The following is a 6,787-nucleotide window of genomic DNA, read 5'->3' as shown; positions in this document are numbered from 1 at the left end:
GACCCAAATACCCGAGATTAAAGAAATTGCTCCCTATTATGTTGCCAACGACTATGTTCTGTTCTTTTCTGCGTGCGGCAACGAGCGAAGCGCCAAGTTCTGGAAGCGAAGTTCCGAGGGCAATTACCGTTACGCCTATGAACAATTCGCTTATTCCAATCTGCGTGGCGATCTTTATTGCACTGCTGACCAGAAAGTGCGCGCTACCCGCCAAAAGCACTGAACCCAAGACTACGTAAAAAAGAAGTTTCCACCAGCCATCGCCTTGTGGTGTAGGTGAAACCTCGTTTTTTTCTTCCCTTGATTTCCCGTAGGGGATAAACAAAAAGACGGCAAGCAGGAGAAACAGCAGCACCCCTTCCTCTCTTCCGATGGAGAGTCCGGTGCGACCGAGACCGTAAGCGGCAAAAGTGATAAGGATCAAGAAAAAAAGAGCAGACCTCTGTTCTTTCCACGCTTCCTTGCTTATTGCTATGGGGCTTATAAGAAGCGTCAGGCCGAAAATAAGCCCGATGTTGGCGATATTGCTTCCGATCATGTTTCCGACCGCTATGTCGCTTGAATTCATTACTACCGCTATGAGGGAGACCACGAATTCTGGGAGGGAAGTTCCAAGCGCAACGACGATAAGTCCCGCAAAAAAAGTGCCCGTGCCGGTTAGCTTCGCGATTCCCGACGCGCCTTTGACGAGAAAAAGGCCGCCTTTCCAGAGAAGAGCGAAACTCAAGATAAAAACCAGCAGATTAAAGATTTCCATATACCAGAAGCAGGATTCAGGCCTTATACGGCAGGCCGGAGATTTTTTCAGGAACCGGAAAAAAACGGGGTTTGCAATGAGACACCGATTAACCTATAATAGTCCGGGTGTTTTTTTCATTTCCAAATGCTACAAGACTGTTCAGGAGGTTACAGTAAATGCAATTATTATTCAAACCGCGCGATGGCGTATATCTGGGAAGCGGAGATCTTCCCTTTGGCAAATTCGAAGATACTTCACTTTGGCAGCCGATAACCACAAATCTTGAGAAGGGTGCCGAGATGTTTCCCGACAAGGCAATGTTCAAGGTCGGAGACAGAGACGGAAACATCGTGGAGAGCTACACTTATGCGGAAACCAACGCGTGGGCCAACAGGGTGGCAAACGGTCTTGCCCAAGGGTTCGGAATAAATAAAGGGGACAAGGTCGGCATGTACATGCTCAACTGTTCTGAGCACGTGATATCTATTATCGCCATACACAAGTGCGGCGGTGTCCAGGTTCCGGTAAACAAGGACGAGAAGGGGGAAAGACTTGCTTACGTAATCAACTACTCGGACATGAGAGCCCTCATTATTGACGAGGGGAGCATTCCTTTCATAGAGGAAATCGGCGACAGTCTGGAGCATCTTGAAGCAGTTTTCGTGACGGTTGACAATGCACCTGAAAAAATCGGAGGCATAAAGGCGCTTCCTTTTTCAGAATTTGATAGTTATGACGATACTAATCCCGGGGTGGACGTTACCACTGCCGACATGGAGAGATGTATGTTCACGTCCGGTACCACGGGGATGCCGAAAGGGGTTGCCAGAGACCACGGAGGAGTAATCATGACAGTCCGTTCTTATCTGCAGCAGCAGGGAATAAGGAGCGACGACGTGCTCATGAGCATACTTTCACTCGGTCACGCCAACGCGCAGGTAATGTGCCTTTTCAGCGCCATGGCGTCCGGTGGGACTGCCGTGTTTTTCCCCAGGTTCTCAGCTTCCAATTTCTGGAAATGGGCGGCCGGATGCGGCGCTACATGCGTTAACATGCTGGGAGCGGTAGCCGAGTACCTCTGGGCCGCGCCTGAGAGCGAGTGGGATCAGAAGCACAACGTAAGGATAATGCTGGGCTCCCCTGCTCCTAGGAATTTGAAGGAGTTCCAGGAAAGGTTCGGAGTCAGGGTAATAGACGGATACGGTTCGACCGAGATGGGTATGGTTCTCTGGAAAGATCCCGAGGATCACCGCCCGGGTTCATCCGGTTTCCCCATGGAGGGGTATTACGTCGAGCTCAGAAATCCCGAAGACATCGATACGGTGGTAAGACCGTTCTGGGACTCTACCGACGACATTACTCCTCCCGACGACGCCAAGGGGCTTCTTTTCGTAAAGCCGCTTGTTCCGCATACGACCCTGAATGAATATTTCAAGGATGAGAGAAGAACCAGGGAGGCCTTTGACGATGACGGCTTCTTCAATTCGGACGATCTTTTCGCTAGAGGTATCGATGGGAGATACTATTTTGTCGGAAGGTTCAGCCGCATCAGGGTTTCAGGCGAAAATGTGGATCCGGTAGCCGTCGGGGACGAGGCGATGCAATATCCCGCGATTCAGGAAGCCATTGCGGTCGGTATAAGGCTCCCGAACGTTTCGGATGACGAGATCAAGCTCTGCGTTACGCTCAAGGTGGGCGAGGAATTTGATCCGATTGAGTTCTCCAAATGGATGGCCGAAAGGGTTATAGTGGCCATGGTGCCCAGATTCATAGAGGTTTACGAGGATGGATTCCCGGTAACCGCGACCCAGAAGGTCAAGGTCGCCGAGATAAAGGAAATCACCGAGAATACCTGGGACAGAAACGAGACGGGCCTGAAGTTCAGCGCCAGAAAGTAGATTAGATTTTCCTTTTATCTGTGACGGGGCAGTCCGATGAAATCATTATGGCCTTGGCTATCGGGGAGGCCGAGCGGGCCGCTTCAGAAGGCGAGGTTCCGGTAGGGGCGGTCATAGTTGATGGGGGAGGCACCGTAATTTCAGCCGCCCACAACCTGAGGGAATCAGCTTCGGACGCTACCGCCCACGCCGAAATTCTGGCTATACGCCGCGCGTGCGAAGTTATCGGAAACTGGAGACTTTCCGGCACTTCTATCTACGTTACCCTTGAGCCCTGCGCCATGTGCATGGGAGCCATAATCAACGCGAGAATAGACAGGGTCGTGTTCGGCGCTCCCGATCCCAAGGGCGGGGCGCTTGTAAGCAACTTCGGAATCGGTGCGGGAGGGGAACTCAATCACCGCGTGGAATTCTCGGGGGGAGTCTGCGGCGAGCGGTGCGCCCGCATTCTTGAGGATTTTTTCAAAACGCTTCGGGGTTCCTGAACTCAGGCCTGAGGGCTAACGACGATTTTTTTCGAGTTACCCTTGCTTGGAACCGTCTCGTATTTTATGTCCTCTTGCTTCTTGAGTTCTATGTAGGCCATTTTCCTTTCGTAGGACGAAAGCCGCTCGATTGAGTGAGAGTTTCCGCTCTCTTTTACTTTCTGCACGGTCTCCGCGACTTTTCTCGGCACATCGGTGTCCTTTTTCTTTCCGTCGTGCCCGCCGATGTTTATGGCGACCCTCTTGTTTTTCCCCTCGTTGCTGTTTCTCGAAGCTATCTTCCCTACTATGTACTCAAGGGACTTTATTACTTCCCCGTTTCTTCCTATGAGGAATTTCTTGTCTTTAACGGGCCAGACTTCAAGTATTATCCTGTTTTCAGTCTCTTCGGCCTTTACGCTCTGCGGGGCTGGAAACAGAAAACCCAGGAGGGTCTCAAGAGTTTTTTTCGCCCGAAACGCCTTTTCGCTCAATCCGCCAGTTTTTATTTCCACCCTCACTATGGCGTTTTTGCTTCCTATGCCCAGAACCCCCTTGGAGTCTTCTCTTATAACTTCGATTTCCACTTCGTCTTTTGAGACTCCGAGTTCTTCACAGGCGTTCACTACGGCTTCGGAAATTGTTTTTCCTTCCTTTTCTATTACGGTAGCCATTGCTATCCTCCTTCTGGCTCCGGGACCTGTCGATTGATGTATAGTTGCTGACCGACGGAGAGAATGTTGCTTACGGTCCAGTAAAGTATAAGACCGGAAGGCAGGCCCCAGAACATTACGGTAAAAATTATAGGCATAAACTGCATGAGCTTCATCTGCAGTTCCATCGTCTCGCTTCCTGGAGTAGTCATGGGGGTGAGTCTCTGCGAGAGAAACCACGAGACACCCATCAAAAGGGGCAGCACCCGAAACGGTATTCCCAGCACGTCAAATAGGTGTTCGGGCTGGGAGAGGTCGTTTACCCAGAGAAACGAGCTGTGTCTTAGATCTATCGAATACAGAAGCGCGAAATAAAGAGCTATGAAAACGGGAAGCTGTATGAGCAGGGGAAGACATCCCCCGAGACTGCTGAGCGGGTTTATGTCGTTACTTGTGTAAAGCTTCATCATCTCTGCCTGCTGAGTCGATTTGTCGTCCTTGTATTTTTCCTTGAGAGCGTCGATTTCAGGCTTCAGACTCTTCATCTTGTTCTGCATGGCTTTCATCGACTTCATGCTTTTCACGGTAAGGGGGAAGAATATCACCCTGAGAGCGATCGTAAGCACTATTATGGAGATTCCGAAGTTGCTGAAAAAGTCGTTGACGAACTTAAGAAGCACGACGGCAATCTTGGTAAGTACTCCCGCATAGCCGTAGTCAATCGATTTCTCAAGGCTGTACCCGGCTTCCTTGAGGTCCGGTTCATTTTTCGGACCGAAATACGATTTCCACCCGACTTTGTAGCTTTTCCCCGCGGCTATTTTTTGCTCTGGATAGGAAAACCCCGCACCGGCAAGGCCTTTTTCGTCAAGGGGCTGCAGGTAGAGTCCCCGGTCTCCCCCTATTTCCGGCAGAAATGCACCGAGAAAGTACTTGTCACCGAAACCGAACCAGTTTGTCTCTCCATTGTACGCCTTGGTTTCCTTAAGGGGTTTCTTGGTCCGCTTGACCTCGCCGCCGACCATTGAGATAAACTCGTAGAGACTGTTTGAACCGCTCTCGTATACCGTATTTTCCCAGCCGACGTAAACTTTCTGGTTTATCTGTCTCTGCGTTCCGTTAAGAATCTCCAGGTTTTCCTTGATAAAGTATTTTCCGGGGTAAAAGGAGATGGTTTTACGTACCGTAATCCCACCGGGTTTTCTCCAGGCCAGATTGACATCAAGCCCCTCGGGACCCACGACCAGATTCGTGCCTCCCTTGTAGGAAAACGGGATGAGTTCCGGCATTTTTTCGTTTTTGACTCTCAGTATGGTGTCAAACGACTTTTTCTCTTCACCTATCACCGCCACAGGCACCGAGTCCGTCTCGACCGTCTTTTTGTATTCCGAGAGTTCCCAGTCGACAACTTTTCCTCCTAGGGTGTCTATCTCGGCAACATAAAGGTCGGATCTGACTTTTATAATCTTGGAAGCGTAGGAAGATTTTATCGGTTGAAATTCTGTGGGAATTTCCTGTGGGGAACCTGGTTTTTCGGAAAGATCCCCTGCGGCGGGCGTCGATGCGGGCCCATCTATTTTTGTGGCCTGTTTTTCCTTGGGGGCTTCTGCAAAAAACGCCGAGTAACCGACGATTACCAGTACCGACAATACCAGAAATAAAATGTAGTTTCTCTTGAGGTCGCTGTTCATGTGTTGTTTCTTAGGACTTTATTGAGGATGTGGGGTGCTATCGTGATTTCTACGAGACACCTGTGAGACTGCTCCCGTTTTCTGTGCGTAGTTCTAGCATGTAGCAGGAAACCAAAGAGTAAGAATTCATGGAAGCAATGATACACGATAAGTTTTAATAGGAATAGGGGAGTGTAGTTCACCCCTTCGCCCGTTTATCGCTTTTTTTCTTTACGGGGTCATATCCTCCCGCGCTTAACGGATGACATCGCAGTATTCTTCTGAGAGTCATCCAGATTCCTTTGAAAGCTCCGTGTTCCCGCAAGGCCTCAATTGAATACGCGGAGCAACTGGGGTGGAACCTGCAGGTTTTGGGAAGCAGGGGAGAAAGGGTTTTCTGGTAGACCCTTACCAGTAAAACAAGGAATCTGACTGCGGGGTTTTCTTTCATTTGATGCGGCCTGCGAGTTTTTTTATCTCTAGGTAAAGTTCAGAGAATTTCTTACCCGATACGTCGTTCTTTATTACGAACACCACGTCGTTTGAGGAAAACACGGGCTTGTTTCTCCTGAAAACTTCCCTCAGCACCCTTTTCATCCTGTTTCTTCTGACTGCGCTTGCCGACGCTTTTTTGCCCACGGACACTCCTAGGCGGGGAAACCCAAGAGAGTTGGGCTTTGCGTAGAGTATGAAGTTTTCCGAGTGGGTTTTAGTGCCTTCTGAGAGTGTGTTGCGAAAGTCGCGGGAGGTTTTTATCTTGAATTTTGCGGGAAACGAGCTGTCGGACTCAAACGCTACTTTTTCCATCTCCCAACCGTGAGAACGTATCTTCCCTTGGCAGTTCTTCTCCTGAGTATGCTTCTGCCTCCCCTTGTGCTCAGCCTGGCGCGGAAGCCGTGTGTTCTGAGCCTCTTTTTTACGTGCGGTTGATAAGTCCTTTTCATAGTGGGGGGTCAGAATAACACGTAAGGATTTGAAGGTCAAGGGAAAACAGGGAGCTCAGGAATCCGCGGCGTGCGCACGTCACTGGAGGCCTTGCCGCAGATTGACAATAAACAAGTTCTTGTAAATAATTGATACCCATTAAATTCAAACGGTTTTTGAGATTCTTCGTCCATTATGATCCTTGAAGGCGTAAAACTCATGGTCATAGGTATGGCCACAGTATATATTTTTCTGCTTGTATTGATGGTAAGCGTGATGTTGTCTGCGAAGCTTTTTAAAGACAGCGACGTGCGTGCGCCCTCGGGTCCCGGGGCGTCCAAAAAATCCAGAAGGGACGTCATTCCGGTTATAGCCGCGGCAGTTGCGGCCTACAGGGCGAAGCATGCCGGCGACGGCTAGATCTTGAAAACCTCAGGGT

9 protein-coding genes are annotated in these 6,787 nt (G+C 49.9%); 3 read left to right on the top strand and 6 right to left on the bottom strand.

Annotated features, from left to right (window positions below; genetic code table 11):
- A partial coding sequence (locus tag OXG10_00755; protein MCY3825902.1) for a sodium:calcium antiporter occupies positions 1 to 757 on the bottom strand: 757 nt, incomplete at its 3' end.
- A gap of 158 nt (positions 758 to 915) precedes the next feature.
- Between OXG10_00755 and OXG10_00750 the strand changes: the two genes are divergently transcribed.
- Positions 916 to 2,637: an AMP-binding protein gene (locus OXG10_00750; protein MCY3825901.1), complete on the top strand. Its 1,722-nt coding sequence runs from the start codon at positions 916 to 918 to the stop codon at positions 2,635 to 2,637.
- Between the two features lie 20 nt (positions 2,638 to 2,657).
- Positions 2,658 to 3,122, top strand: coding sequence for a nucleoside deaminase (locus OXG10_00745; GenBank protein MCY3825900.1), 465 nt, complete (start codon positions 2,658 to 2,660; stop codon positions 3,120 to 3,122).
- A gap of 2 nt (positions 3,123 to 3,124) precedes the next feature.
- Here OXG10_00745 and OXG10_00740 read toward each other — a convergent pair whose 3' ends face one another.
- From OXG10_00740 to rpmH, 5 genes are all read right to left on the bottom strand, one after another.
- The gene (locus OXG10_00740) at positions 3,125 to 3,775 is read right to left on the bottom strand and encodes a Jag N-terminal domain-containing protein (GenBank protein MCY3825899.1); all 651 of its coding nucleotides are present in this window, start codon (positions 3,773 to 3,775) and stop codon (positions 3,125 to 3,127) included.
- A gap of 2 nt (positions 3,776 to 3,777) precedes the next feature.
- Entirely contained in the window at positions 3,778 to 5,445 is a 1,668-nt protein-coding gene (gene yidC, locus OXG10_00735; protein ID MCY3825898.1) for a membrane protein insertase YidC, read from the bottom strand.
- Positions 5,446 to 5,623: 178 nt separating this feature from the next.
- The gene (gene yidD / locus OXG10_00730; protein MCY3825897.1) at positions 5,624 to 5,875 is read right to left on the bottom strand and encodes a membrane protein insertion efficiency factor YidD; all 252 of its coding nucleotides are present in this window, start codon (positions 5,873 to 5,875) and stop codon (positions 5,624 to 5,626) included.
- Positions 5,872 to 6,231, bottom strand: a complete 360-nt coding sequence (rnpA, locus tag OXG10_00725; protein MCY3825896.1) for a ribonuclease P protein component — start codon at positions 6,229 to 6,231, stop codon at positions 5,872 to 5,874. The genes yidD and rnpA overlap by 4 nt, the downstream gene beginning before the upstream one ends.
- A complete protein-coding gene (gene rpmH / locus OXG10_00720; GenBank protein MCY3825895.1) occupies positions 6,219 to 6,368 on the bottom strand; it encodes a 50S ribosomal protein L34 in 150 nt (49 codons plus the stop codon). Before rpmH ends, rnpA begins: the two co-directional genes overlap by 13 nt.
- Before the next feature lie 175 nt (positions 6,369 to 6,543).
- Between rpmH and OXG10_00715 the strand changes: the two genes are divergently transcribed.
- On the top strand, positions 6,544 to 6,768 hold the full coding sequence (locus tag OXG10_00715) for an OadG family protein (GenBank protein MCY3825894.1): 225 nt from the start codon (positions 6,544 to 6,546) through the stop codon (positions 6,766 to 6,768).
- Positions 6,769 to 6,787: the final 19 nt, after the last annotated feature.

Source organism: Candidatus Dadabacteria bacterium (assembly GCA_026706695.1).
Lineage (GTDB): Bacteria > Desulfobacterota_D > UBA1144 > Nemesobacterales > Nemesobacteraceae > Nemesobacter.
Note: the sequence above shows the minus strand (reverse complement) of the source record. Positions and strands in the feature narration are given on the sequence as shown.